The 24,453-nt window shown below is 58.2% G+C and carries 23 protein-coding genes and 1 tRNA gene; 10 read left to right on the plus strand and 14 right to left on the minus strand.

Annotated elements, in window-relative coordinates:
• A partial coding sequence (locus tag AC097W_RS00005) for a transposase (RefSeq protein WP_479600203.1) occupies positions 1–262 on the plus strand: 262 nt, incomplete at its 5' end.
• A 206-nt stretch (positions 263–468) separates the two neighbouring features.
• On the opposite strand, the gene AC097W_RS00010 is transcribed toward AC097W_RS00005, so the two are convergent.
• The 8 genes from AC097W_RS00010 to AC097W_RS00045 form a co-directional block, all read right to left on the minus strand.
• Positions 469–684 carry a DNA gyrase inhibitor YacG gene (locus tag AC097W_RS00010; RefSeq protein ID WP_479600204.1) on the minus strand — a complete coding sequence of 72 codons (216 nt, stop codon included), beginning with the start codon at positions 682–684 and terminating at the stop codon, positions 469–471.
• 12 nt (positions 685–696) lie between these two features.
• Positions 697–1,452 (minus strand): cell division protein ZapD, encoded by a 756-nt coding sequence (gene zapD / locus AC097W_RS00015; RefSeq protein WP_479601267.1) that lies wholly within the window; start codon positions 1,450–1,452, stop codon positions 697–699.
• Positions 1,453–1,474: 22 nt separating this feature from the next.
• Positions 1,475–2,086 carry a dephospho-CoA kinase gene (gene coaE, locus AC097W_RS00020; protein WP_479600205.1) on the minus strand — a complete coding sequence of 204 codons (612 nt, stop codon included), beginning with the start codon at positions 2,084–2,086 and terminating at the stop codon, positions 1,475–1,477.
• Positions 2,087–2,088: 2 nt separating this feature from the next.
• The gene (locus AC097W_RS00025) at positions 2,089–2,934 is read right to left on the minus strand and encodes a prepilin peptidase (protein ID WP_479600206.1); all 846 of its coding nucleotides are present in this window, start codon (positions 2,932–2,934) and stop codon (positions 2,089–2,091) included.
• Positions 2,934–4,151, minus strand: a complete 1,218-nt coding sequence (locus tag AC097W_RS00030) for a type II secretion system F family protein (RefSeq protein WP_479600207.1) — start codon at positions 4,149–4,151, stop codon at positions 2,934–2,936. Before AC097W_RS00030 ends, AC097W_RS00025 begins: the two co-directional genes overlap by 1 nt.
• Positions 4,152–4,171: 20 nt before the next feature.
• Entirely contained in the window at positions 4,172–5,905 is a 1,734-nt protein-coding gene (gene pilB, locus AC097W_RS00035; protein ID WP_479600208.1) for a type IV-A pilus assembly ATPase PilB, read from the minus strand.
• 121 nt (positions 5,906–6,026) lie between these two features.
• Positions 6,027–6,103 (minus strand) — tRNA-Pro (locus AC097W_RS00040).
• A 26-nt stretch (positions 6,104–6,129) separates the two neighbouring features.
• Positions 6,130–7,059, minus strand: a complete 930-nt coding sequence (locus AC097W_RS00045) for a polyprenyl synthetase family protein (RefSeq protein ID WP_479600209.1) — start codon at positions 7,057–7,059, stop codon at positions 6,130–6,132.
• Positions 7,060–7,267: 208 nt separating this feature from the next.
• On the opposite strand from AC097W_RS00045, the gene rplU reads away from it, so the two are divergent.
• From rplU to proB, 4 genes are all read left to right on the plus strand, one after another.
• Positions 7,268–7,579, plus strand: a complete 312-nt coding sequence (gene rplU, locus AC097W_RS00050; RefSeq protein ID WP_479601268.1) for a 50S ribosomal protein L21 — start codon at positions 7,268–7,270, stop codon at positions 7,577–7,579.
• Between the two features lie 12 nt (positions 7,580–7,591).
• On the plus strand, positions 7,592–7,849 hold the full coding sequence (gene rpmA, locus AC097W_RS00055; RefSeq protein ID WP_413880681.1) for a 50S ribosomal protein L27: 258 nt from the start codon (positions 7,592–7,594) through the stop codon (positions 7,847–7,849).
• Between the two features lie 72 nt (positions 7,850–7,921).
• The gene (cgtA, locus tag AC097W_RS00060) at positions 7,922–8,992 is read left to right on the plus strand and encodes an Obg family GTPase CgtA (RefSeq protein WP_479600210.1); all 1,071 of its coding nucleotides are present in this window, start codon (positions 7,922–7,924) and stop codon (positions 8,990–8,992) included.
• Between the two features lie 57 nt (positions 8,993–9,049).
• Positions 9,050–10,186 (plus strand): glutamate 5-kinase, encoded by a 1,137-nt coding sequence (gene proB / locus AC097W_RS00065; RefSeq protein WP_479600211.1) that lies wholly within the window; start codon positions 9,050–9,052, stop codon positions 10,184–10,186.
• A gap of 31 nt (positions 10,187–10,217) precedes the next feature.
• Here the strand turns inward: proB and AC097W_RS00070 are convergent, their stop codons facing one another.
• Both AC097W_RS00070 and AC097W_RS00075 read right to left on the minus strand, forming a co-directional pair.
• Positions 10,218–10,712 (minus strand): CNP1-like family protein, encoded by a 495-nt coding sequence (locus AC097W_RS00070; protein ID WP_479600212.1) that lies wholly within the window; start codon positions 10,710–10,712, stop codon positions 10,218–10,220.
• Positions 10,702–11,340 (minus strand): RNA pyrophosphohydrolase, encoded by a 639-nt coding sequence (locus tag AC097W_RS00075; protein WP_479600213.1) that lies wholly within the window; start codon positions 11,338–11,340, stop codon positions 10,702–10,704. The genes AC097W_RS00070 and AC097W_RS00075 overlap by 11 nt, the downstream gene beginning before the upstream one ends.
• Positions 11,341–11,452: 112 nt before the next feature.
• Here AC097W_RS00075 and AC097W_RS00080 point away from each other — a divergent pair, with 112 nt between their 5' ends.
• Both AC097W_RS00080 and AC097W_RS00085 read left to right on the plus strand, forming a co-directional pair.
• Positions 11,453–13,195 carry a proline--tRNA ligase gene (locus AC097W_RS00080; protein WP_479600214.1) on the plus strand — a complete coding sequence of 581 codons (1,743 nt, stop codon included), beginning with the start codon at positions 11,453–11,455 and terminating at the stop codon, positions 13,193–13,195.
• Positions 13,192–13,836 carry a lytic transglycosylase domain-containing protein gene (locus tag AC097W_RS00085; protein WP_479600215.1) on the plus strand — a complete coding sequence of 215 codons (645 nt, stop codon included), beginning with the start codon at positions 13,192–13,194 and terminating at the stop codon, positions 13,834–13,836. The genes AC097W_RS00080 and AC097W_RS00085 overlap by 4 nt, the downstream gene beginning before the upstream one ends.
• 16 nt (positions 13,837–13,852) lie before the next feature.
• Here AC097W_RS00085 and grxD read toward each other — a convergent pair whose 3' ends face one another.
• A complete protein-coding gene (gene grxD / locus AC097W_RS00090; protein ID WP_479600216.1) occupies positions 13,853–14,179 on the minus strand; it encodes a Grx4 family monothiol glutaredoxin in 327 nt (108 codons plus the stop codon).
• Between the two features lie 170 nt (positions 14,180–14,349).
• On the opposite strand from grxD, the gene AC097W_RS00095 reads away from it, so the two are divergent.
• The 3 genes from AC097W_RS00095 to AC097W_RS00105 all read left to right on the plus strand — a co-directional run bounded on the left by AC097W_RS00095 (position 14,350) and on the right by AC097W_RS00105 (position 21,959).
• Positions 14,350–16,257 carry a GspE/PulE family protein gene (locus AC097W_RS00095; RefSeq protein ID WP_479600217.1) on the plus strand — a complete coding sequence of 636 codons (1,908 nt, stop codon included), beginning with the start codon at positions 14,350–14,352 and terminating at the stop codon, positions 16,255–16,257.
• A gap of 152 nt (positions 16,258–16,409) precedes the next feature.
• Positions 16,410–18,155 carry a 2-isopropylmalate synthase gene (leuA, locus tag AC097W_RS00100; protein ID WP_479600218.1) on the plus strand — a complete coding sequence of 582 codons (1,746 nt, stop codon included), beginning with the start codon at positions 16,410–16,412 and terminating at the stop codon, positions 18,153–18,155.
• Between the two features lie 213 nt (positions 18,156–18,368).
• Positions 18,369–21,959, plus strand: a complete 3,591-nt coding sequence (locus tag AC097W_RS00105; RefSeq protein ID WP_479600219.1) for a response regulator — start codon at positions 18,369–18,371, stop codon at positions 21,957–21,959.
• A gap of 42 nt (positions 21,960–22,001) precedes the next feature.
• On the opposite strand, the gene AC097W_RS00110 is transcribed toward AC097W_RS00105, so the two are convergent.
• The 3 genes from AC097W_RS00110 to prfA all read right to left on the minus strand — a co-directional run bounded on the left by AC097W_RS00110 (position 22,002) and on the right by prfA (position 24,355).
• Complete coding sequence (locus AC097W_RS00110; RefSeq protein WP_479600220.1) at positions 22,002–22,346, minus strand: zinc ribbon domain-containing protein YjdM; 345 nt, start codon at positions 22,344–22,346, stop codon at positions 22,002–22,004.
• A gap of 90 nt (positions 22,347–22,436) precedes the next feature.
• A complete protein-coding gene (prmC, locus tag AC097W_RS00115) occupies positions 22,437–23,261 on the minus strand; it encodes a peptide chain release factor N(5)-glutamine methyltransferase (protein ID WP_479600221.1) in 825 nt (274 codons plus the stop codon).
• Positions 23,258–24,355 (minus strand): peptide chain release factor 1, encoded by a 1,098-nt coding sequence (prfA, locus tag AC097W_RS00120; RefSeq protein ID WP_479600222.1) that lies wholly within the window; start codon positions 24,353–24,355, stop codon positions 23,258–23,260. Before prfA ends, prmC begins: the two co-directional genes overlap by 4 nt.
• Positions 24,356–24,453 lie beyond the last annotated feature (98 nt).

Consider the following 24,453-nt stretch of genomic DNA (forward strand, 5'->3'; position numbering starts at 1 on the left):
AGCGCAACAGCATGATTGGCGAGTTGCTGCCACATCGCTGGACGCCGCCAACCGCGTCACCCTGACTGTCACCACCACTGCAGGGCCGCGGTCAATATGGGTTTGCCGCGCGCTTACTGCTGAACCACCGAATGGATGGATCAAAAGCATTCTGGGATTCCGTCAGTTCAGCATGCGGGGACTACACAAGGCGCAAGCCGAGTTCAAGCTCGTCTGCATGGCGCTGAATCTACGCAGAATGGGTGCAATGCAGGCCTGCTGAGACAAAAACACCAGGAAAATTCGAATCTAAAGTCCAGCGACGGAGTTCGGTCTCCACCGAGCCACCGCCGACGCGGGTTGTGATGGAAGTCGCCACCACATCCCAGCCAATTTGGCGATGGTAACGGTCAGGCCGACGCCGCTGAAAAAGTTCTGCGGCCCAGACTCCTAAGCCATGTTTTTCCTTGTAGTTTCTTGGCGAGATAACTACTGAAGTCCGGTGCGGTCCAGGTCCATCTCGTCCGGCTCGGGCAGTACTTGCACGCGAAAGTTTTCGCTGGCCCAAGCCCCAAAATCCATGTTCTTGCAACGTTCGCTACAGAACGGTCGCGCCGCATTGGAGGGCGAGTAAACGCTGTCGCCACCACAGGTCGGGCAGCGCACGATGCGTTCGGGTGATCCTTGTTTAGCGTGGTCCGTCACGGTCTCTTGGTCTCAGGAGCAAAGTGTCAGCTCGAATGCACCGTCTTCGCTGCTGGTGTGCAGGCGGTCGTCTTCTCCGTGGCGCATGAGACGAATGGAAACCATCAAACGGTTACCACTGATTTCCGGGATCAGGTTGAATTCAGGATTCAACGAGAGTCGCAACAGTTGAAAAGTCCGCCCCTGTGGCAAGTTCTGCTGGAATTGTCCGCCGACTGCGATCACTTTCTGAGGGGAGCCAGAGTCTCGCAACAGCTTTAAAAGTAGCTGAATGGATTCTGCCAGAGGGCCAAGGGTGGAAGCCCACTTCTGCAAATCGCTTTGGCGGGATGCGCTGTCGCGGTGCTGCCAGGCGAAATACGCAGGCAGATCAAATTCACAGGTTCCACCGGGAATGCCCACCCGGCTGCGTATGCTCATCAGCCAGTCGTTTTCTGTGAGCGATTGACCTGCTTTTCCGGGCTGCGCGTTTAACTCGCTGAAGCAACGCTCCAATTGATCGATTACTTTGTCCAGCACCCCTTCGGCAATAGCGGGGTTGCCTCGATAGGCGTTCAAAATCTGCTTCTGCTTATCCAGATCTTTCATCACGTCGGACTTCAAGTCTGCCCGCGCGCCCACGTCCATGACTTCGAACATCGTGGTGATCGCGAAGTGGTGGTCTATCGCGTCTGGTCGAGACATCAGTTCCGACAATCGGAGAAACAGATGTTCCAGTCGCAAATAGGTGCGAATTCGCTCGTTGAAGGGGTATTCGTAAAGGATCACGCTGATTTTTCCGGTGGCCGAATCATAGCCCGAACTGAGTGCCGATTTCATGGACTTGCAGTGCCAGCGCGTTCATGTCAATGCCATCGTTGAATATCACCATGTCGGCGGCGTCCAGTCGCTGTGTGCGGGATGCCTGGGCTGCAAGAATTTTCATTACGCCCGCCGTGTCCAGACCGTTGCGAGCGGTTACACGTTCAATTTGCGTGTGCTCGGAGCAATCAATTACCAATATGCGCTGCAATGTTGCGCGCCAGTTCTTTGACTCGACCAGCAACGGAATATCGAATACGATGCACGTCGCGCCTCGAGCCTCAGCAAGCTGGGCCTGCCGGGCAATATCTTGTCCTACCAAGGGGTGCACGATGTATTCCAAACGGGCTTTAGCGGTGGGGTCTGAATAGATCAAATTGCGCATTTGCTCCCGATCCAGAGATCCATCTGCCGCCAGCATGCTCGCACCAAAGGTGCTCTTGAGCATGGCAATGGCAGAACCTCCGGGGGAGGTTGCTGCTCTTGAAATGGCATCGGCATCCACGACCGTGGCACCCATCTGCGCCAGCATGCCCGCAATCGTGGTCTTTCCACTACCGATTCCTCCAGTCAATCCCAATCGATAGGCGGCAGTCGCCACGATCAAAGACCAACAACCTGACGGAGTGCTGCGGGTCCGAAAACCAAGGCTGTCAGTCCTGCGCCGGCAAGGAAGGGTCCGAATGGCACGTAGCCTCCTTCCCGCAACCCCGTGCTGAACTTCATTGCGATACCCACAATGGCGCCAATGACGGATGCCAAAAGAATCATGGGAATCAATGCCTGCCAGCCGAACCAGGCACCAAGTGCTGCGAACAACTTGAAGTCTCCGTAGCCCATGCCCTCTTTGCCTGTGACCAACTTGAACGCCCAGTAGACCGCCCACAACGAAAGGTACCCCGCGACTGCACCCCAGAGCGATGAATGCAGCCCAACGGGCGTCCACTGCAGGGCGGCGGCCACCAGGCCTAGCCACAGCAGAGGAAGGGTCAGGTCGTCAGGTAACAGTGTGGTGTCCCAGTCAATGAGCGCCAGCGACAGAAGAATGGCCGAAAAGGCGCACCAGACACCCCCCGTTGCGGTGGCACCCCATTGCCAGACACTGAAGAAAAACAAGACGCCAGTGGCGATTTCCACCAGCGGATAGCGAACGCTGATAGGCGCCTTGCAGGCCGAGCAGCGACCACGCAGCAGGAGGTAGCTGAGGACCGGGACATTCTCGTACCAACGAATCTGGTGCCCGCAATGGGGACATCCAGAACGCGGCACCATCAGATTGAAGGGCTCCGTGACATCGGCCGGCTTGCCCGACATTTCGGCACACTCCGCCGCCCACTGCTTCTCCAGCATCTTGGGCAAACGGTAAATAACGACATTGAGAAAGCTCCCAATCAACAAGCCCAATATGCCGGCGACTGATGCTTCAAGCCATTGCAGACTCATCAGCATCAAACCACCTGACCCAGTTTGAAAATCGGTAGGTACATGGCAACCACAATGCCGCCAATCACGGTGCCCAGGATCACGATGATGATGGGCTCCATCAGGCTCGAAATGCCAGCAACCATATCATCCACTTCGGCTTCAAAAAAGTCGGCGGCTTTACCCAACATGTGGTCAATGGAGCCCGATTCTTCGCCGATGGCGCACATTTGCAGGACCATCGAAGGAAACAGATTGGCATTCGTCATGGCAGCGGTGAGGGCGGTACCAGTAGAGACTTCCTGTTGGATCTTGAGGGTTGCGTCTTCGTATACGCTGTTGCCGGCAGCACCACCCACCGAGTCCAATGCTTCCACCAAAGGAACGCCGGCGGCAAACATGGTTGATAAGGTTCGCGTCCAGCGCGCAATACATGACTTCTCTACCAGCACACCAAAAATGGGAAGCTTTAGCATGATGCGGTCCATAACGGCCTGCATCTTCTTGTTGCGCTGCCACGCTTGCATGAAGAAATAGACACCGCCTCCGATGCCGCCAAAGATCAGGTACCAGTACTTGATGAAGAACTCACTCATGGCAATCACGACCAGCGTAGGCATGGGCAGTTCGCCACCAAACGACGTGAAGACCTCTTTGAAGGAGGGAATCACAAAAATCATGATGACCGCGACCACCACAAATGCCACGATGAGCACCGTAATGGGGTACATCAACGCGGACTTGATCTTGGACTTGATGGCCTCAGTCTTTTCCATGTAGACCGCTAGCCGGTCCAGCAGCTGATCCAGAATACCTGCAGATTCACCCGCCTCAACCAGATTGCAGTAGAGGTTGTCGAAGTACAGCGGGAATTTCCGGAAGGCAACGCTCAACGAGGTGCCGGTTTCCACATCGGTGCGGATGTCATTGAGCAGTTTGGTGACCCGGGGGTTGGGGTTGCCTCGGCCCACGATGTCAAATGCCTGAAGCAACGGAACGCCCGCTTTCATCATGGTTGCGAGTTGCCGCGTGAAGATGGCCATATCCTTCGGTTTGATGGATTTGCCTGCGCTCATGCGGCGCTTTTTGATTTTGGTGGGGGTGACCCCTTGCCTGCGCAGTGATGCCTTGACCTGGTTTTCTCCAGCCGCACGAATTTCCCCACGCACTTGCCTGCCGTTGCGGTCCTTGCCTTCCCATTCGAAAACAGCGTCTTTGTTGCTGGCGGTCTTTGTAGTGGCCATTAGAATTCCCGGGTTACTTTTTATTCATTCGTGACGGCGAGAACTTCTTCCAATGAAGTCATCGCCTGTTTGACTTTATTCAATCCGGATTGCCGCAGGGAACGCACGCCTTCCCGCTCGGATTGTTCCGCAATCTCTAACGCGCTTCCGTCTCGCAAAATGATTCGCTGGATTTCATCGGTAACAGGCATAACTTGGTAGATGCCTACCCGACCTTTGTAACCGTTATTGCACATCGAACAACCGACTGGCCGGTAGGCTTTCCAACTTCCGTCCAGATCCGATTCGCGAAATCCTGCGTCGATCAGCGCATCGTGGGGGATTTCTACGGGTGTCTTGCAGTTGGGGCAAAGACGACGGGCCAGCCGCTGCGCCGTGATGAGTATGACGCTGGACGCGATGTTGAAAGGCGCAATTCCCATGTTGCGCATGCGCGTCAATGTTGCGGGCGCATCGTTGGTGTGTAGCGTCGAGAGAACCAGGTGCCCAGTCTGGGCGGCCTTGATGGAAATATCGGCCGTTTCCAGATCGCGTATTTCGCCCACCATGATGATGTCTGGGTCCTGGCGCAGGAATGACTTCAACGCCGCGGCGAAGGTGAGCCCTGCCTTCTCGTTGACGTTGACCTGGTTGACCCCGGGCAAGTTGATTTCCGATGGATCTTCTGCGGTAGCAATGTTTACACCGGGCTGATTTAGCAGATTCAGGCATGTATAGAGCGAAACGGTCTTCCCGGACCCCGTGGGGCCGGTGACCAAAATCATCCCGTAGGGGCGGCCAATTGCCTTCAGTAATCGCTCTTTTTCTTCCGGTTCGTAGCCAAGCGCGTCAATCCCCAGTCGTGCGCTACTGGGGTCCAGAATCCGGATAACGATCTTTTCACCAAAGAGGGTGGGCAGGGTACTGACCCGAAAATCGATTACCCGGTCTGGTCCCACTTTCAGTTTCATCCGTCCGTCTTGCGGTACGCGCTTCTCGGAAATATCCATCCTGGAAATAACCTTGATTCGCGAGGCTAATTTGTCTTTGATGGCAATGGGCGGCGAGGCAATTTCGCGCAACTGTCCGTCGATACGGAATCGAACGCGATAGGTGTGCTCGTAGGGCTCAAAATGTAAATCCGACGCCCGCATGCTGAACGCATCCATCAGCATTTTGTGCAAAAACCTGACAACCGGGGCATCTTCAACTTCTGCGACGTTGGCCTGCGCGTTATCGGTAATCGCCTCAGCAGAATTTTCATCAAACTCGAAATCGCTTCCGATGATGTCTTCCATTGCCTCGGAAGCAGTGGTTCCAGAGGCCTCTACCAGCTTTGAAAGCTTGTCGTACTCGGCGATAACCCAGTCGACTCCCATCTGGGTTGAAAACTTGATCTTTTCCGCAGCGGCCTGGTCCGATGGGTCTGCGGTAGCCACCATTAGTCGATTGCTTCGCTTGCTGAGAACCACCACGCGGTAGTCCGTACAAATTTTCCCGTCCAGTAAGCCCTTGGGTAAGCGCTGAGGGTCGATTGCGTCCAGGTCTAGCAGCGGCGCGGCATACGCGGCCGACAAGGTGTGCGCTAAATCTGAAGCAGAAACTGCGCCTGACCCCACCAACTCTGCGATAAAGCTGTTTTTGCTGGAAAGGGCTTTGCGGTAAATCTCTTCAGCAGATTTTTGTCCCAACTTGCCAGCAGTGACAAGAGCTCTTCCGAGACCAGGAAGAGCAATGGAGGGGGAGTCACGTTGAATTGGTTCGACAGCAGCCATAGCCCGAGATGAATTACGTTGCAGTTTGAATCAGCCCATCATCGCCGATTGCACAAGCAATGTAAATTGTAAAGGGGGTATGCCGGGGTCGGGGGACGCAGATTGACAACACATGGTTGTCTGGTCGGGGTGAGAGGATTCGAACCTCCGGCCTCTACGTCCCGAACGTAGCGCTCTACCAGGCTAAGCTACACCCCGGCGGAGGCACTGACTTCCAAGAAAAGTCAATACTTTCTCTCCAGCAGCTGTGTTGCTAATTGTATCAAACAGTCGGCATGTGGGCCTGATGGAAGTAGCTTGGCTGCCGCGATGGCGCGCAATGCTTCCTGCTGTGCAGCGGCCCTTGCCACATCAAGGCCACCCGTTTTTCTGACAATGCGAATGACTTCGTCCAGCATCGATACTGCGCCGGTTTCGATGGCTTGCTGGATGGTTTCACGCTCCGTCTGTGATCCGCGTTGCATTGCAGAGATAAGAGGCAAAGTCGCCTTGCCTTCCCGTAGATCATCGCCCAGATTTTTCCCCATCACCGACGCGTCGCCAGAGTAATCCAGTACGTCGTCGATGACTTGAAACGCCGTTCCCAGTGCCTGGCCATATTCGGCGCATGCGGCCTCCATGGCCGCGCTGGTGCCCGACAGAATGGCACCTACACGGGCGCTGGCCTCAAACAGCTTGGCGGTCTTGGATTGGATGACCTGTAAGTATCCTTGCTCGTCCAGTCCGGCGTTGTGCATATTCATCAGTTGCATCACCTCGCCTTCGGCAATGATGTTGGTCGCGTCAGCCAATACTTGCATGATGCGCATGTTTTGACCGTCCACCATCATCTGGAATGCACGGGAGTAAAGAAAGTCGCCAACCAGAACACTGGCCGGATTCCCAAATTTGGAGTTGGCGGTGGCGTTCCCGCGCCGCAGGGCCGAATCGTCCACCACGTCGTCGTGCAGCAAGGTGGCTGTATGGATGAATTCCACCACCGCCGCCATATTGAAGCGCTGTACGCCTTTGAACCCCAGGGCGCCGCAACACAAAAGCAGGAGGGCGGGGCGTAGACGCTTGCCACCGGCTGAGATGATGTACTGCGACACGCTGCCAACCAGGGGCACGCCAGAGTCCAGCTTCAGGGCGATGACCTGGTCTACTTGGAGCATGTCCTGTTCGACAATGGAAAGCCCAGTCGATGAGCTGGGTGGATTGGCTTGCAAGGATGTGGACCGGTTGGTTAGATGAGTGATTATAGAAAGCCCCTGATGCGCTTTGCCGTAGTGTTGAATGGCATTTGGAGTTTTAGGGCTTGGATGTTATACTCTTGGGCTCTGCGAAAATTCGTTTGCAGATTCTCAAGTCGAAGAGGTCAATATGTACGCGGTCATAAAAACCGGCGGCAAGCAATATCGGGTTGCGGCTGGCGAAAAAATTAAAGTAGAACAGATTGCTGCGGATGTAGGCCAAGAGATTGTGATCGATCAGGTTCTGGCTGTCGGAAACGGCGCTGAATTGAAGGTCGGCACACCCTTGGTGTCCGGTGCAACGGTGACAGTCACCGTGCTGCAGCATGGCAAGCACGACAAAGTGCGCATTTTCAAAATGCGTCGTCGTAAGCATTATCAGAAACGTCAAGGGCACCGCCAGCAGTTCACTGAACTGCTCATCGGCGCCATTGCTGGATAAGGACACTAGGTCATGGCACAGAAAAAAGGCGGCGGCTCTACGCGAAACGGGCGCGATTCCAAGCCCAAGATGCTGGGTGTGAAGACATTCGGTGGTGAACTGGTCAAACCCGGCGCGATCATCTTGCGCCAGCGCGGTACCAAGTTCCACGCTGGAGTGAATGTCGGTATGGGCAAAGACCACACCCTGTTTGCACTGATTGATGGGCACGTTTCGTTTGCCCACAAGGGTGCTCTCAACAAGCATATGGTGAGCGTGACTGCAGCCTGATCTGCAGACGGTTTACCCAAAAAACCCTGCGCCTCTGCGCGGGGTTTTTCATTTATAACTACGGTACACACCATGAAGTTCGTTGACGAAGCCTACATTGATATCTCTGCTGGAGATGGCGGGGCGGGCTGCGTCTCCTTTCGGCATGAAAAGTACAAAGAATTTGGCGGTCCCAATGGGGGAGACGGTGGCCGTGGTGGCCATGTTTTTGCCGTCGCAGACGCCAACCTGAACACGTTGGTGGACTTCCGGTTTTCGCGTCGCCACGACGCCAAACGCGGAGAGCACGGCATGGGTTCTGACATGTTTGGCGCTGCGGGCGACGACATCACGCTGAAAATGCCGGTAGGAACCATCATTACCGATGCTGAAACCGGCGAGGTGTTGTACGAATTGCTCAAGCCGGGTGAAGTCATTACCATCGCCAAGGGCGGAGATGGTGGCTTCGGTAATATGCGTTTCAAAAGCGCCATCAACCGCGCCCCACGCCAAAAAACACCGGGTTGGCCCGGTGAGAAAAAAGAGCTGAAGCTGGAGCTGAAGGTGCTGGCTGACGTCGGTCTACTGGGCATGCCCAATGCCGGCAAGTCGACATTTATCACCGCCATATCCAATGCGCGGCCTCGTATTGCTGACTATCCCTTCACCACCTTGCACCCGAATCTGGGGGTGGTGCGCGTCGGACCGGAGCAGAGCTTTGTCGTCGCCGACTTGCCCGGCCTGATCGAGGGTGCGTCGGAAGGTGCCGGATTGGGGCACTTGTTTTTGCGCCATTTGCAACGCACCCGCTTGCTGCTGCATATTGTCGACATGGCTCCTTTTGATGAAGGTGTCGACACCGTTGCGCAGGCCAAGGCGATTGTGAATGAGCTGAAGAAGTACGACCAGGGCTTGTACAACAAGCCGCGCTGGCTGGTGCTCAACAAGCTTGACATGGTCGACTCGGACGAGCGCGCTGCCCTTGTGAAAGACTTCGTGAAGCGCTTCAAGTTCAAAGGTCCGGTCTTTGAAATATCCGCATTGACGCGTGAAGGTTGCGAACCGCTTGTGAAAGCGATTTACAAGCACGTGAAAGCCCAGCAGGTTGCGGAGCAACCGGTGGTGGAGATTGATCCCCGCTTTGTTGATCCCACCGACGCATAGCCTTTGCTATTAAAAGAATAGCTGCTGGCGCAATATTGGCGGGGGCTACGGGTCTATATGACAAATAATTCAGTTTCAACCGTGTTGCGGGATGCCCGGCGGATCGTCGTCAAAGTGGGCTCCAGCCTGGTGACCAACGATGGTCGAGGTCTGGATGAAGTAGCCATTGGGGAGTGGTGCCGTCAGATGGCCCATTTGATTCGCGATGGGCGTGAAGTCATCATGGTCTCCAGCGGCGCTATTGCCGAAGGCATGAAGCGACTGGGTTGGACCACGCGCCCCAAAGCGGTTCATGAACTCCAGGCAGCGGCGGCGGTAGGGCAAATGGGGCTGGCCCAGATGTACGAAACCAAGCTCAAGCTCAATGGCTTGGGCAGCGCGCAGGTTTTGCTCACCCACGCGGACCTGGCCGACCGGGAGCGCTACCTGAATGCCCGCTCTACCCTGTTGACCCTGTTGAAACTGGGTGTCGTCCCCGTGATCAATGAGAATGACACGGTGGTCAATGATGAAATCAAGTTTGGTGACAATGACACGCTCGGCGCGCTGGTCGCCAACTTGGTTGAAGCCGATGCGCTGGTGATCCTGACGGATCAAAAAGGCCTGTTTACAGCGGATCCACGCAAGGACGTGCACGCGCAATTTGTCCATGAAGCCAATGCGGGCGACGCGAAACTGGAAGCCATGGCCGGTGGCGCGGGCTCCAGCCTTGGGCGTGGTGGCATGATCACCAAAATCCTTGCTGCCAAGCGCGCGGCAGGATCAGGCGCCTCCACCGTCATTGCCTGGGGCCGTGAGCCAGACGCGTTGATTCGCCTGACTCAGGGCGAAGCCATTGGCACCCTTTTGGTGGCTCAAACCCAGAAAAACCAGGCGCGCAAACAGTGGATGGCGGACCATCTGCAACTGCGCGGCGCGGTGGTGGTGGATGCAGGCGCGGCGGCCAAATTGCGCGATGAGGGCAAGAGTTTGCTGCCAATCGGCATGATCCAGGTGGATGGAGATTTCTCTCGCGGTGATGTGATTGCGGTGCGTGATGGCGCTGGCGCAGAAATCGCGCGCGGCTTGGCGAACTACGCTAGTTCTGAAGCGCGCCTGTTGTGTCGCAAGCCGTCTTCTGAATTCGAAAAACTGCTGGGCTACGCGGCAGAACCTGAAATGCTGCACCGGGACAACCTGGTGTTGACTCGCTGACTCCCTCACCTGGCAATGACGGCAACGCCTCTCAGTTGCCCATCTTCTGACGTTGCTTCAAGGCTCTGATTACTTCTGCGGTGCTCGTCGAGAGCCGTGTTTCACAGCCACCTTGGCGTGCAATCGCGAAGGCATGCCGTGAGGGCAGATTGTCATTCACCGCTTTCCACTGCGGCTGCTCCACCATGTGCCAATCACCTGAGCTGCCACTGCGCGCATAAGTCTTCACCTCATCCGTAGTGCAGCGAATGCCCTCATAGGCCGCGTTCACCGAGCCGGATGCGTTGCGCATCACCACGACATAGCGGACAACGCCGTCGGCGCCCACCGTAATCGTCGCAGGATCAACCCCCATCTTGATCGATACATAGGGCGGCATATCGATCGGAATCAACTGGTCTCTGGAATAGGAGGGCGGCGAAGGCGCCGTGTCTTCCACCCAATCCAGGGCATTGGGGGGGCTTTGCGCCCACGCCAAGTTTGCCAGGAGCGCAAGGCAACCCCCCGCCATTCGATTACGGAGCATGGTGGCTACCCTGGTCTTCCGGCAGGTTGGTGCCCGGGTCTGGCTCAAAGGATGCACCGGGTGGCAACTCCATGAATCCGGATGCAGCGTCAGTCGTGCCGTCGCCCGGATCACGCGCACGATGCCCACTGCGCAAAAAGCGGTTACGGGGTTCGTTGCGCGGCAGATAGCGGGCCAACTCCGTCAGCGCCATTTCGTAAACGCCACGTTTGAATTCCACAACCGCGTCCAGTGGAACCCAGTAGTCGTTCCAACGCCAGGCGTCGAACTCGGGGTGGTCGGTGGCGCGCAGGTTCAAATCCCAGTCGTGACCGACCAGTTGCAGTAGAAACCAGATCTGTTTCTGTCCTTTGTAATGGCCGCGCGCATCGCGTCGGATGTAGCGGTCAGGCACCTCGTAGCGCAACCAGTCTCGGGTGCGGGCAACAATACAAACATGCTCCGGTTGGAGCCCCACTTCTTCATGCAGTTCGCGGATCATGGCCTGTTCGGGAGTCTCCCCCCGATCAATGCCACCTTGTGGAAACTGCCACGAGTGGGTACGAATGCGCTTGCCCCAAAATACCTGATTTCTCTGGTTGAGCAGGACGATGCCGACGTTGGGCCGAAAGCCGTCCCGGTCAAGCATAATCAAACCCCAATTTTTAAACTTCGTTCATTATGCACAGCACACGCTGTGGTTCAAGTGGCGAAGACCCTAGTCGTTCAGCGAAGTCCAGTCCAGTTCAGCGAGATATGCCATGAAAGCCTCCCAATTCTTCATTTCCACCCTCAAGGAGGCACCGGCGGACGCTGAGGTAGTCAGCCACAAGCTGATGATGCGTGCCGGCATGATCAAAAAACTGGGCGCAGGCATCTACAGCTACATGCCGATGGGGCTGCGCGTGATCCGCAAGGTCGAGGCTATCGTGCGCGAGGAGATGAACCGCGCTGGTGCCGTGGAGCTATCCATGCCCGTAGTGCAGCCTGCAGAGTTGTGGGAAGAGACCGGGCGTTTTGGAAAGATGGGAGCCGAGTTGCTGCGCATCAAGGACCGCCATGGCCGCGATTACGTGGTGCAGCCCACCAGCGAAGAGGTGATTACTGACATCGCGCGCCAGGAAATCAAGAGCTACAAACAGTTACCAAAAAACTTTTACCAAATCCAGACCAAGTTCCGTGACGAACGCCGGCCCCGTTTTGGCCTGATGCGTGGGCGCGAGTTCACCATGAAAGACGCCTATAGTTTTGACCGGGATCAGGACGCGGCCAAAGCCAGCTACCAGATCATGGCCGGTGCGTACCGCAAAATTTTTGACCGTTTCGGCCTGACCTACCGCGCGGTCGCGGCCGACAGCGGCGCCATTGGCGGCGATCTGAGTGAAGAGTTTCAGGTGATTGCCGCCACCGGTGAAGATGCCATCGTGTACTGCCCCACCAGCGATTACGCGGCCAATATGGAGAAGGCTGAAGCGCTCGCTCCTGCTGGTACCCTCGCTGCACCCGCCGAGGCCATGGTGAACACGCCAACGCCCGACAAAAGCACCTGCGCCGATGTGGCGAAGCTGTTGGGGCTGCCGCTCGCGCGCACCGTCAAGTCACTCGTACTGGCGACAGACCAGCTCAGCGAAGCCGGTGAAGTAGTCAAGAGCCAGATCTGGCTGCTGCTGCTGCGGGGCGACCATGACATGAACGAGGTCAAAGTCGGTAAGCTGTACGGGCTGGCCGATTTTCGCTTTGCCACGGTGTCAGAGATTGAAGACCACTTTGGGTGCAAGCCCGGCTACCTGGGCCCCATTGGTCTGAACAAGCCGGTGAAGCTCGTGGTTGACCGTGAGGTGGCTGCGATGAGCGACTGGATTTGCGGTGCCAACGTGGAGGGCTTTCACCTCACCGGTGTTAACTGGGGTCGTGACCTGCCCGAGCCCGAAGTCGTGGCCGATATTCGCAACGTGGTGGCCGGTGATGCATCACCTGACGGCCAAGGTGTGCTCGCCATTGAGCGTGGCATCGAAGTGGGCCATGTGTTCTACCTGGGAACCAAATACAGCCAGGCGATGAACGCCACGTTTCTGGACGTCAACGGCAAACCGCAGTTCATGGAAATGGGTTGTTACGGTGTGGGCATCACCCGCTTGCCCGCTGCGGCCATTGAGCAAAACCATGACGAAAAAGGCATCATTTGGCCCGATGCATTGGCCCCGTTCACCGTGGTCATTTGTCCCATCAGCCCGGATCGCTTTCCCGAGGTCAAGGCCGCTGCGGACAATTTGTATGCCGGTTTATTGGCGGCGGGTGTCGATGTGATTCTGGACGACCGCAGCGAGCGGCCAGGTGCCATGTTTGCGGACTGGGAACTGATTGGTGTGCCCCACCGTGTCACCATTGGTGACCGGGGGCTCAAGGAAGGACAGGTCGAGTACCAGCACCGCCGTGACAGCACAGCCAGCAAAGTCGCAGTTGCCGATGTTTTGGACCACATCACCGGCAAACTGACTGCATGAAGGCTACCGGGGGCAGGGCTGCGGGTATTTCCAGGAGACACTGCCTCATTCCCCTGTTGACAGGCGTTGGTCTGCTATCGTTTCAGGAGCAAGTCTGGGCCGGCAGGCAAGCGGAAGAGCCACTGGTGGACTCGGTTCGTACCGCCTTGAGTTCAGCCGTCAGCAACAACGCACCGCCCATTCCCGAGTTTGCCGATACCGAGGCTCGCCTCCAATACCTGCGCTGGGTGGGTGCCATGGGCGAGCGGCTCAAAAAGAAGAAACCCGAATGGGAAACCCGCAAGGAATTCCTGCAAACCGTCTGGTACGAAAGCAAGCGTGCCGGCCTGGACGTTGCGCTCGTGTTGGGCTTGATTCAGGTGGAAAGCAATTTCCGCAAGTTTGCGGTGAGCAGTGTCGGTGCACGGGGCTACATGCAGGTGATGCCGTTCTGGACCCGCGTGCTGGGTGATGGGGATGCGGGCAAACTGTTTCACATGCAGACCAATTTGCGGTTTGGCTGCGTGATCCTGCGCCACTACCTGGACCGTGAGCGGGGTGACCTGTTTCTCACCCTGGGCCGGTACAACGGCTCGCGCGGCAAGGCACCGTACCCGGATGCGGTGCTGGGCGCCAGACGGCTGTGGGAAATGGCCGCCTAGCGTTCCCGGGCAGATATCAGACGGGTGCTGTGCCCAGTGCCTTGGCCAGTTCACCGGACTCATACATCTCCATCATGATGTCCGAGCCGCCAATGAACTCGCCCTTCACGTACAGCTGGGGAATAGTCGGCCAGCTGCTGTACTCCTTGATGCCGGTGCGGATGGCGTCGTCTTCCAGCACGTTCACCGTTTTGATGGCCTTGGGTTCTACGCCGCAGGCTTTCAGGATCTGGATCGCACGGCCCGAGAAGCCGCATTGGGGAAAGCTGGCATTGCCTTTCATGAAAAGCAGAACCTCGTTACCTTTGACCAATTCGTCAATGCGTTGTTGTGTGTCGCTCATCGCCGGAACTCCATAAAAACAGGCCAAACTGGCCCATTGGCAAACGTAAAATTGACATTATCCCCTGCCTCCGCTGTCCCTGCCGCCGGTGGGGGAAGCCTTTTCTGATAGCGCCCGACTGTCCTTACCGTGCATGGACAGAGTTTTAGTACCTTTTGCCCGTGCTGACCATGACCGTAACACCTGCTGACTTGCCCCGCGATGACTTGTTGAGTAACGACTTTGCCCACGATAGCCATCTGTCTGGCGAATGGCCCTTGCCCGACACCGCGCCTGCTCCGCTGGATGGTGGTGCCGCCGTGGTCTCGCCTCTGCAAATGGGCTTGGTACGAACACTGGATGAGCTCCGCGCGCTGCTGCATGAGGGCGCGTTTCGGGTGCTGCCGGTGGAGAGCACCAGACCGCTGGAGAAGGAGGCCGGACACGATTGCCTGGTCGAAGCGTTCCGGGGGCGCAGCCTGCATCCGCTGGACGATGCTGCAGAGCTGGCTGCGCGTCTCGTTGTGCAGTTGTCGCGGGACGAGCGCAGCCCGCACGACGTCAATCAGGTACTGCGGGTAGCCGCCACGCTCAGCCATGTGCCGGTGGTTGAGTTGGCTGAGTTTGACCCGGAAGTTCAGGCGCTCGAGGCCTTGCCGTCGGATATGGCGGCAAGGCTCAACGTATTGCCCCTGATGCGAGAGGGAGACGTCTTGCTGGTGGCGCTGTCAGATGCGCTGAGCAATGAGCACCAGCACTTGATTCGGTTTGTCAGCCAGTGCAGAGTAGTCGCTGTGCTGGCGCCGGCTGAGGACATCGCGCCCGCCATTGGTCGTTGCTACGCTTCCCGAACCGATTCCAGTGAACTTGAGTCACTTGCCATCAGCGACATGGGCGCGGGCACCGAGGAAGAGGAGTTGCGCATCTGGAGCGAAGCCGAAGCACTCGCCCGTGAGGCGCCCATCGTCCGTCTCGTCAACACACTGCTGGCCGATGCGGTGAGCCGACGGGCGTCCGATATCCACATCCGGCCCGGGCAAAAAACGTTTGAAGTGCTGTTTCGCATCAACGGCACGTTGGTGCCCGTGCGCCGCTTGCGCCGTGCCTTGCTGCCGCCGGTGGTGGGCCGCATCAAGATTCTGGCCAGCATGAACAGCGCCGAGCACCGGTTGCCGCAGGATGGGCGCATTCGCATTACCGAGAGCGGCGCGGGTATTGACCTGCGCATATCCATCATTCCCTCGCAATTTGGCGAGAGTGTGGTGATTCGGGTGCTCGCCCGCACGGCTGACATGCGCAGCCTCGACGCCATTGGCTTTGAACGCACGGATCTGGCCCGACTGCGCGACCTGCTGCGTCGCAGTATGGGCATTGTCCTGGTGACGGGGCCCACGGGTTCGGGCAAAACCACCACGCTGTATGCCGCGCTGCAGGAAGTGGTGCGCCAGAACGTCAACATCATTACCGTGGAAGACCCGATTGAATACGAGCTGGAAAACGTGATCCAGATCCAGGTCAACCCGGCCATCGACTTCGGTTTTCCCAAGGCCCTGCGCCATATCCTGCGCCACGACCCGGATGTGATTTTGATTGGTGAAATGCGGGATTACGAGACCGCCAAGATTGCGGTCGAGAGCGCGCTCACCGGTCACCTGGTGTTCAGCACCTTGCACACCAACGATGCGCCCAGTGCGCTGGTACGTCTGATCGAAATGGGGGTAGAGCCCTATTTGATTCGCTCAGCCGTCATTGGTGTACTGGCACAGCGCCTGGTACGCACCAACTGCCCGCATTGCCGCGAGGTGGAGCCGGTTGACAGGCTGATGCGGACCAATCTGGACCTCGGCCCTGAAGAAACCTTCTGGCACGGCGTGGGCTGCGACCATTGCCACGGCACCGGGTTTGCAGGCCGCCAAGCCATTTATGAATTGCTGGTGATGGACAAATCGATTGCCGAGCGGGTGGATGTGGGTGTGTCCGCCGATGTGCACCGGGTCAGCGCGCTGGCCAGCGGCATGTCCAGTCTGCCAGCCAACGGCATCAAACTGGCGCGCACGGGGGCAGTATCGTTGGCAGAAATCTACCGCGCCTGCATGTGAATCTGTTTCATAAATTGCTAGTTATTTAAAATAGTTGGCAGTTTATGCTTGTTAGTTGGTATTGTTCGCATCAATACGCAATCCGATGCCGCACCCTTCGGGCTACGATAACCCTGAATCAAATTTGGTTTCGTACTTGAGGAGTTCCCACCGTGTTGCAGCAACCCGCCACCAAATACCGCGCCTTCGCCCCCATTGCCTTGGCCAACCGCCAATGGCCTGCGCGCACGATCCAGTCGCCGCCCATCTGGATGAGCACCGACCTGCGCGACGGCAACCAGTCGCTGTTTGAGCCCATGAATGGCGAGCGCAAGATGCGCATGTTTCTCACCCTGTGCGCGATCGGCTTCAAGGAAATTGAAGTCGCTTTCCCCAGCGCGTCGCAAACCGATTTTGACTTTGTGCGCAACCTGATCGAGGGCGGTCACATCCCCGACGATGTGACCATCGAAGTGCTCACCCAGTCACGCGAACACCTGATTCGCCGCACCATGGATTCCGTCAAGGGCGCACGCCGCGCCATCGTCCACGTCTACAACGCCACGGCGCCGGTGTTTCGTGACGTGGTGTTTGGCATGAGCCGTGACGAGGTGAAAGAACTGGCCGTGTCTTCGGTGCGCCTGATCAAACAACTCGCCGCCGAGCACCCTGAAACCGAGTGGGTGCTGGAGTACAGCCCTGAAGTGTTCACCAGCACTGAACTCGACTTTGCACTGGACGTGTGCAACGCCGTCACCGCCGAGTGGGGCGCCACACCCACCAACAAGGTCATTCTCAATCTGCCCGCTACCGTAGAAGTGGCCACGCCCAATGTCTATGCCGACCAGATCGAATGGATGCACACCCACCTGGCGCGCCGTGACAGCGTCATCCTGAGCCTGCACCCGCACAACGACCGCGGCACCGCCGTGGCCGCAGCCGAACTGGGCCTGATGGCCGGTGCCGACCGCGTGGAAGGCTGCCTGTTTGGCAACGGCGAGCGCACCGGCAATGTGGACATCGTGACGCTGGCGCTCAACCTCTACACCCAAGGCGTGGCGCCGGGGCTGGATTTTTCGGACATCAACGCCGTGGCCCGCACCGTGGAGCACTGCAACCAGCTGCCCATTCACCCGCGCCACCCGTATGTGGGGGACCTGGTTTTTACTGCGTTCAGCGGCTCGCACCAGGATGCCATCAAAAAAGGTTTTGCGGTGCAAAAGGCAGATGGGCTGTGGAATGTTCCCTACCTGCCCATCGACCCCGCCGATGTGGGCCGCAGCTATGACTCGGTCATTCGCGTCAACAGCCAGAGCGGCAAAGGCGGTGTGGCGTATTTGATGGAAGCCGAGTTTGGCGTCGTCATGCCCCGGCGACTGCAGGTGGAGTTCTCGGGCGAGGTGCAGACCTATACCGACAACCACGGCGGCGAGATGACCGCACAAGACATCTGGAATCTGTTTGACGCCACCTACCTGCATGCGGCCGAGGCCTGCGTGCGCTACGTCGAGCACCACCTGTTTGACCACGCCGGCGTAGAAGGCAAGCACCATGTGCAAGGCATCCGCCTGGCGCTGGAAGTGAACGGCCAGCCCATGCTGCTCAGCGGCGAAGGCAATGGCCCCATCGACGCAGCCGTGCATGCCCTGCAAGGTATGGGCGTGAAAGTTCAGGTGCGCAGCTTTGAAGAGCGCTCTACCACCAGCAGCAAAGAAGGGGCTGAGGCGCAAGCCTGCGCGTTTCTTGAGCTGATGTCGGCAGGTGCCGCCGGCAGCGCCCATGGGGGCGGTGCGGAGCGGTACGGCGTGGGCATGGACACCAACATCGTCACCGCGTCCATCAAGGCGCTGGTCAGCGGGGTCAACCGCTTGGGGATGGTGGACCCCAAGGGCGTTTTGGCTTTTGGCAAGGCAGCCTGAAGGTAATCAACGCCGTCAGGGTGTGAAGAGTGCTATTGAATTGATAGCTGTCTGCGCATGTGGTGCGGCGGGTAAACCCCATTTCATTGCCAATTTGCAGGCAATGAAAGCTATTGAGTGGGTTTTCAATGGGTGTGGCAATTCGTTAGATTAGGCACCCATGCTGCACCAATTCTCCGACTCTTCTTCCATTTGCCACGCATAGAATTGTCGATGCGTATACATTCAATGCAGCGGCTTGGTTCCTGGTTTCTCCTGCAGTCTGTTGGTTCGATTGTGGTGGTTTCGGTGTTGGTCTGCCTTTTGCAGGCCGCGATTGTCGGCGGTGACCTTCAACGCGAATACGCCCGCGAAATTGAGGCAACGGGCGCCCAGACCCACACTCTTGCCAAAGTGGCGGAAGAAGACGTCCGGCAAAAAATGCATCGCGTTGAGTTGCTGCTTGCAGCTGCGGCCGGGGTGGCCCAAGGGAGCCGTCCCGTTTCGCGACTCGAGCGCGACGCCATACTCCAAGGATTCAAGGCGATGCTGCCCGTCGATGGGTTGGTACAGGGGCTTGAGGTGATTGATAGTGGCGGTGGTGTTGTGCTGGCCACACTCCCCGAGACGCCCGGTCGCCTCCTCTCAGCGGCGAATCGTGACTATGTTGCGTCGCATCGCCAGAACCTGAACGCGGGGCTCTTGTTAGGAGCCAGTTTGAAAGACGGGCCGATGGGCGGCTGGGCTACGCCAGCAAGCATTCGACTGGGTCCGGATGGCGCACCTTTTCAGGGGGTGTTGGTGGCCTGGATTGACCCACTGCATTTTCAGAGTTCTGCCCAGTCAATGGACGTCGGTGCGAATGGTTTCGTGACGGTCTTTACCCGCCAAGGTTGGATCATTGCGCGCACACCGGCCGTTGAAAAGTTGATGACGCGAAGCTGGATCGACACCCCGATGTTCAAGGAACATCTGCCTGTCGCAACAGAAAAGACTGTGCGACAGGTCGTCGTTGCCGATGGGGTCGAGCGCATTTACAGCTACCGCGCCTTGAAGGACTACCCGGTGGTGGTCTCGGTGGGTCAATCTCTGACCGATGCACTGGCCGATTGGCGCGAACGTGCCTGGCGCGAAGGCTTCATGCTGCTCCTGGTGATATCTGGTGTTGGCGTCACTGCGACCATCATGATTCGCCAAATGCGGGAACGCCAGACAGCACAGTCGCAGCTTCGATTGACCGCGCTGTCGGTTCAAAAAGCATCGGTCCCCATTTTCTGGATCGCGCGCGACTCACGCATTGTCCGGGTGAACAGCGCTGCCTGCGATCTGCACGGCTATACAGAGGCTGAGCTGCTTCGTATGGCCATCACGGATCTTGATCCGGATTTCCCGGTCGAGCGATGGCCTGATCACTGGGCGGATTTAAAGCGGCGAAAGCGCATGTGCTTCGAGACGACCCAGGTGAACAGCAAAGGGCAAATCGTGCCTGTCGAAGTAGATCTGAATTTTGTGGAGTTCAATGGAGAGGAGTTGAACTTCGCCTATATGCGTGACATCAGCGCACGCAAGAAGAGTGAAGCCGAGCTCTTGCAGGCTACTGATGCGGCGCAGGCAGCATCGCAGTCAAAAAGCCAGTTTTTGGCCAACATGAGTCATGAAATCCGCACGCCCATGAATGCCGTGTTGGGCATGCTCAAACTGTTTCATAACACCGGGTTAAGTCACCAGCAGCTGGACTATGCCACCAAGGCGGAGGGGGCTGCTAAGTCCCTTTTGGGGCTGATCAATGACGTTCTTGATTTTTCCAAGATAGACGCGGGCAAGATGGCGCTGGATCCCCATCCGTTTGAGCTGGAAAAACTCATGCGGGATCTCTCGGTCATTGTCTCCACAAACGTGGGTCCCAAGCCTGTAGAAGTACTGTTTGATATAGACGCCACAGCACCCAAAGTTCTGATCGGCGATGCCATGCGCTTGCAGCAGGTGCTAATCAATCTCAGCAGCAACGCCATCAAGTTCACGGCCAAAGGTGAAGTGGTGATTCAAGTCAGAGTGCTTGCCCGCTCGGGGTCTGAGGCGACCTTGGGTTTTTCCGTCAAAGACAGCGGCATGGGCATTGCCCCAGTCGATCAACATTTCATTTTCTCCGGATTTTCCCAGGCTGAAGCGTCCACCACCCGCCGTTTTGGCGGAACAGGATTGGGGTTGTCCATATCCAGACGCCTGGTGGAGATGATGGGCGGAAGAATGGAGCTTGAAAGCGCGCTGGGTGAGGGTAGCAACTTCCATTTTTCTGTCACGCTTGCAGTCATTGACGCGCAGGCGGTTCTTGCCGCTGATGTCCCCCCTTTGACGGTACTGGTGGTTGACGACAATGCCACTGCCCGGCGGTTGCAGATGTCCATGGCGCAGTCCCTTGGCTGGCAAGTCATCGGGGCTGGCGACGGGGCAGAGGCTATTCAACTGGTTCAGGACCGTAAAGAGGCCGGCCAAGCCCCCTTTCAGGCGGTATTGATGGACTGGCAAATGCCTGGGCTGGATGGTTGGCAGACTATTGCGGGGATTCGGAACGCCCTCACGGGTGGGCCGATACCCATCATGGTTATGGTGTCGATCAATGGCCGCGAAGAACTGTCACGGCGCAGTCCGCAGGAGCTTGCCCAATTGCAGGGGTTTCTGGTGAAACCGGTGACCGCAGCGATGCTGTCCGATGCGGTCAGGGATGCCCAGACTGGCGCCAGCAATCTCCGCACAAAGCCAAGAACCAAGGCTCAGCATGGTGGCCGTTTGCGGGGCATCCATTTGCTGGTGGTGGAAGACAACGTGGTTAACCAGCAAGTTGCTCGGGAGTTGCTGGCGGCAGAGGGTGCACTGGTGGAGATTGCGGATAACGGCGCGTTGGGTGTGGCCGCTGTGGCACTGACTGTCCCGCAGTTTGACGCCGTGCTGATGGACATTCAGATGCCGGTGATGGATGGATACGCCGCAACCCGTGCCATTCGCAGCGAGCTTGGCATGGCTGACCTTCCGATCATTGCCATGACGGCGAATGCCATGGCATCGGATCGCGAGGCTTGCCTGATTGCGGGAATGAATGACCACATTGGAAAACCCTTTGATCTGACCCATTTGATTGAAGTGCTTCTCACCTGGACCGGGCGGCTTCAACCTGAGGATGTTTTGAGAAAGGCGGAATTCGGTGCGGGTCTGCCGAGCGCCGTAGCGCCGCCTGCGCTTCCAGCTGCTGACGCCGTGGATGTGGACGGTGCACTGGGACGCATGGGCGGCAATGTTGAGGTGTACACCAGCATCCTGAAGGCCTATGTAGAAGAGTTGATAGGGACCCCCGACCAGTTGACCACCCTGCTGGAAGTGGGGGACACCGTCGCCGCAGCGCGCCTTTTGCATTCTTTAAAAGGGCTTTCGGCCACTGTGGGTGCCAGCTACATGGCTGGGGTCGCCAAATTGACTGAATCTGCCGTGAGGAACCAGGACGCAGAAGCGCTTACACCTGAACGTCTTGCCTATTTCAAATCAGCCGTGGATACAACCGTCCGTGTAATGGGCGCTATCGTCCAGAAAAATCCATCCGTCAAGCAGGCTTTGGTGCCGGAGGCGAGTGACCCGTCGGAGCTCGCTGCCGACCTGCGTGAGCTGGCTGCATTGCTCAGGTCTGCGGACCTGCGATCACTGGAGTTGCACGCCCGGATTGGGTTGAAATATGCCGGTATGTCCCAGGTCGACATCAGCGCGCTGAACCACGCGATTGCTGACTTTGACTTCGAAGCGGGAGCCGCGCTCTGTGACATATTGTCCCGTCAGTAGTCCGTTGAAAGTGCAGATGCGCACGAGCAAAGTACGGGTGGTTCAAGCCTTCTTCAAAAAGCACGCCTTGAGCATGAAGCTGCCGCCGTCCATCTTGCAGTCCACCTCGTGGTCGCCGCCCACCAGGCGGATACTTTTGACCTTGGTGCCCATCTTCAGCACCGTGGAGCTGCCTTTAACCTTCAGGTCCTTGATCAGAACGACAGCGTCGCCGTCCTGCAGCACCTGGCCGTTGGAGTCTTTGATGATTGCGTCGGCATCGTCATCGGTGGCTGCGGCTTGCGCCATGGGCCACTCATGGCCGCAGTCGGCGCAGACGTAGTTGTCACCATCGGGGTAGGTGTTTTCCAAGGTGCATTGAGGGCAGGCGGGTGTGGTGTTGGACATGGTGGGGGTTGGGTTGGAAGAGAATTGCTATCAAATAAATAGCTGCTTTCGCAGGTTGCACGGGGGCTAGAGGCAAGAAAGACTGCTTATTTATGCGCAGGCTAGCCTGCCACCGCTGCAGCGTTCAATACCCGCTAGGTCGCAGCGCGACTGCACTTCTTGCAGGCCCGCATTGGTCAGCAGTCTGCGCACGGCGCTGGCTTGGTCGTAGCCGTGCTCCAGCAGCAGCCAGCCGCCGCTTTGCAGGTGCTGTGGTGCCTGGGTGATGATGTGGCGGATGTCGTCCAGGCCATCGGCGCCGCTGGCCAGCGCCTGCAGCGGCTCGTGGGTGAGGGCGGCCAGATGCGCGTCCTGCGCGGCAATGTAGGGCGGGTTGGACACGATGGCATCCCACCGGCCCTGCACAGGCGCCAGCCAGGAGCCCTGTGCAAACCGCACGTCCAGCTGCAGACGCTGCGCATTGGTCTGTGCCACCGCGAGCGCGTCCGTGCTGGCGTCCACAGCTATCACCGTCAGATCGGGCCGAGTGGCTTTAAGTGCCAGCGCAATAGCGCCGCTGCCGGTGCCCAGGTCGATCACGCGGGCGGCTGGCAGAGGGGCCAGCACTTCCAGCGCCCACTCCACCAGGGTTTCTGTATCCGGGCGGGGCACCAGAACGCGGGCGTCGACTGCCAGGTCCAGGCCAAAGAATTCTTTGTGGCCGGTGAGGTAGGCCAGCGGCTCGCCCGCCGCGCGGCGCACGATGGCGGCTTGCAGCGTGGCCTCTGCGGCGGGCGGCATCGCATCGGTGTCATGCGCCAGCAGCCAGGCACGGTCATGCGTCGGGCGGCCCATGGCCTGCAGCACCAGCAGTTGGGCATCGAGTCGGTCCAGGCCCAAGGCCGTGGCGTGGCGCAAGGCCTGGTCCAGCGTCACGCCAGGCCCATTTCCAGCGCTGCCAGTTGTTCGGCCGCCTCAAAGGCTTGCAGTGCATTCACCACGTCGTCCAGATCGCCCTCCATGATGCTGAGCAACTTGTATAGCGTGAGGTTGATGCGGTGGTCGGTCAGGCGGCCTTGCGGAAAGTTGTAGGTGCGGATGCGGTCGCTTCTATCGCCTGTTCCGATCAGGCCTTTGCGCTCGGCGGCATCTTTGGCGGCGCGCTCGCTGCGGTCTTTTTCATGGATGCGGGCGGTCAGCACTTTCAGGGCCTGGGCCTTGTTGCTGTGCTGGCTGCGGCCGTCCTGGCATTCGGCCACGATGCCGGTGGGCAGGTGGGTGATGCGCACGGCTGAATCGGTCTTGTTGATGTGCTGGCCACCGGCGCCGCTGGCGCGGTAGGTGTCGATGCGCAGGTCCGACGGGTTGATCTTGATGGCCTCTTGCTCGTCGGGCTCGGCCAGCACGGCCACTGTGCAAGCACTGGTGTGGATGCGGCCTTGCGTTTCGGTCACCGGCACGCGCTGCACACGGTGGCCGCCTGATTCGAACTTCAGTGCGCCATAGACGCCTGTGCCATTGTGGTGGCCGTCCATGCGCACCACCACCTCCTTGTAGCCGCCCAGTTCGCTGGCGGACTCGCTGACGATCTCCGTCTTCCAGCCGCAGCGGTCGGCGTAGCGGGTGTACATGCGCAGCAGGTCGGCGGCAAACAGGGCCGATTCGTCGCCCCCGGTGCCGGCGCGTATTTCCACAAACGCGGGGCGCGCGTCGTCCGGGTCTTTGGGCAGCAGCATGCGCTGCAGTTCGCCTTCAATCTGGGCCAGCTCGGCGCTGGTGCTGGCCACTTCTTCTTCGGCCATCTCGGCCATGTCAGGGTCAGCCAGCATTTCTTTGGCGCCCACCAGGTTGGCTTCCAGCTGCTGGTAGCGCGCCCAGCGGGTGGCCACAGCGGCCACGTCGGTGTGCTCGCGCGACAGCTTGAGGAACTGCTCCATGTCCTTCATGATGTCTTCGCGCGAGAGCAAAAACTCCAGCTCCCCCAGGCGGTCGGCGTAGCGGACGAGTTGTTGGCGCAAAAATGGTTTCATGGGCATGCAGTTGGGGCGGCGATCAACGCGACGACGGTAAGGTCTTAGCCGAAGCGAAATAACCAAATAGGACTGTTGGGCTCCCCTCTCGCCCAGTG

It is taken from the genome of Rhodoferax sp. GT1R46 (genome assembly GCF_056521285.1).